Source organism: Bacillus sp. JJ1773 (assembly GCF_036962035.1).
Classification (GTDB): Bacteria; Bacillota; Bacilli; order Bacillales; family Cytobacillaceae; genus Cytobacillus.
Genome location: NZ_JBALNX010000153.1, coordinates 1 through 1125 on the forward strand (window position 1 = coordinate 1; position 1125 = coordinate 1125).

The following is a 1125-nucleotide window of genomic DNA, read 5'->3' on the forward strand; positions in this document are numbered from 1 at the left end:
AACAGAAATAGAAGTTGAAGTTAAAATTATCAAAAAATCACGGATTTTCGTTTTGAGTGCCATAAGTATAAAAATGTAGTTTCCGCGATATTCAATGATTTTTAATCAATATATAAGATTTGGAAGTGCTGCAAGCTCTAAGTTGTATAAATCTATTCCAAATTTACCATTTTTCACTTATTAATTTTCATTAAATAAACTCATTTGTTCATTTAATTCGAAAGGTTATGATTCATTAATGTTTCTATCCAATAATCTATCGTTACTCCGTTTTTAGGATAAACTGAAGTTGCAGGATTGATACCAATTAAAAATAAATCTACATGTTCGGGTTCTTTATGTAAAATAAATGGTCTAAAGTAAGGGAAGCCGGGTTCTAAAGGCTGAACCAGAGAAACCAAATTATAGTATGAAAAAAACGGATGCAAGTTGTTCATTCCCCCGTACGTAATTATTTAAAATTCATATATAAATTTACTTGATTCATCATTATGCAAAGCAGGATTGTTTAACGGAAGAAAGACAAATATTAAATGGTGGTATGCTGAACGGCAAGTTGCTCAACCGAGCGGTATATCGATTTTATCAACATTTCCAGAATTTTGGGGATGAAATAGAGGAATTCTCTCTGCAAAATACAACGAGGCTCCCCCAAGAAATTCAAAAGATAATTGTTTATCGGAAGGATTATGGGAGCTACAATCAATTAAACATTCACACCTTAATAATCGTTTGGGTTTAATGCTCCAATTTGGTGATGATATGTTAAACATTAGTGAGGTTCCAACGGGGAGAGTTAAAAATGTTATCAAATGTATGTATCCACTGTTTGGCGGTGAAATTGGGAAGCCAGATGATTGGAAAATTGAAAGATTATTTGTTGAGAAAGGGATATCTGAATTAATGAAAGATGAAGCTAAGTTAGAAGTCTTTTTATACGTTATCTAATTGAATAATGTGCACTTTTAGGTTCAACTCTTATTCCAAGTATTCTCGAAGATGATTTCCGCCTAAAATACCAGTATGTTAATATTTTAATGTAAAATTTTCCAATTCCAAATCTATAAGGGGAAATTTTATAACATTTTCACTTTGGTTCTGAGTTGAATAGTAAATAAAAAGTAC

Annotated in this window: 3 protein-coding genes; 2 read left to right on the plus strand and 1 reads right to left on the minus strand. The window is 31.0% G+C overall.

Annotated elements, in window-relative coordinates:
* Positions 1 to 212 precede the first annotated feature (212 nt).
* Positions 213 to 401 carry a hypothetical protein gene (locus tag V7127_RS25690; RefSeq protein WP_335491078.1) on the minus strand — a complete coding sequence of 63 codons (189 nt, stop codon included), beginning with the start codon at positions 399 to 401 and terminating at the stop codon, positions 213 to 215.
* A gap of 77 nt (positions 402 to 478) precedes the next feature.
* Between V7127_RS25690 and V7127_RS25695 the strand changes: the two genes are divergently transcribed.
* Entirely contained in the window at positions 479 to 742 is a 264-nt protein-coding gene (locus tag V7127_RS25695; RefSeq protein ID WP_335491081.1) for a hypothetical protein, read from the plus strand.
* A gap of 74 nt (positions 743 to 816) precedes the next feature.
* Positions 817 to 948 carry a hypothetical protein gene (locus V7127_RS25700; protein WP_335491084.1) on the plus strand — a complete coding sequence of 44 codons (132 nt, stop codon included), beginning with the start codon at positions 817 to 819 and terminating at the stop codon, positions 946 to 948.
* The last annotated feature ends 177 nt before the right edge of the window (positions 949 to 1125 follow it).

Bases quoted from the DNA above. Each gene is read 5' to 3' on its own strand.
- V7127_RS25700 (WP_335491084.1), top strand. From the start codon at position 817: ATGTATCCACTGTTTGGCGGTGAAATTGGGAAGCCAGATGATTGGAAA.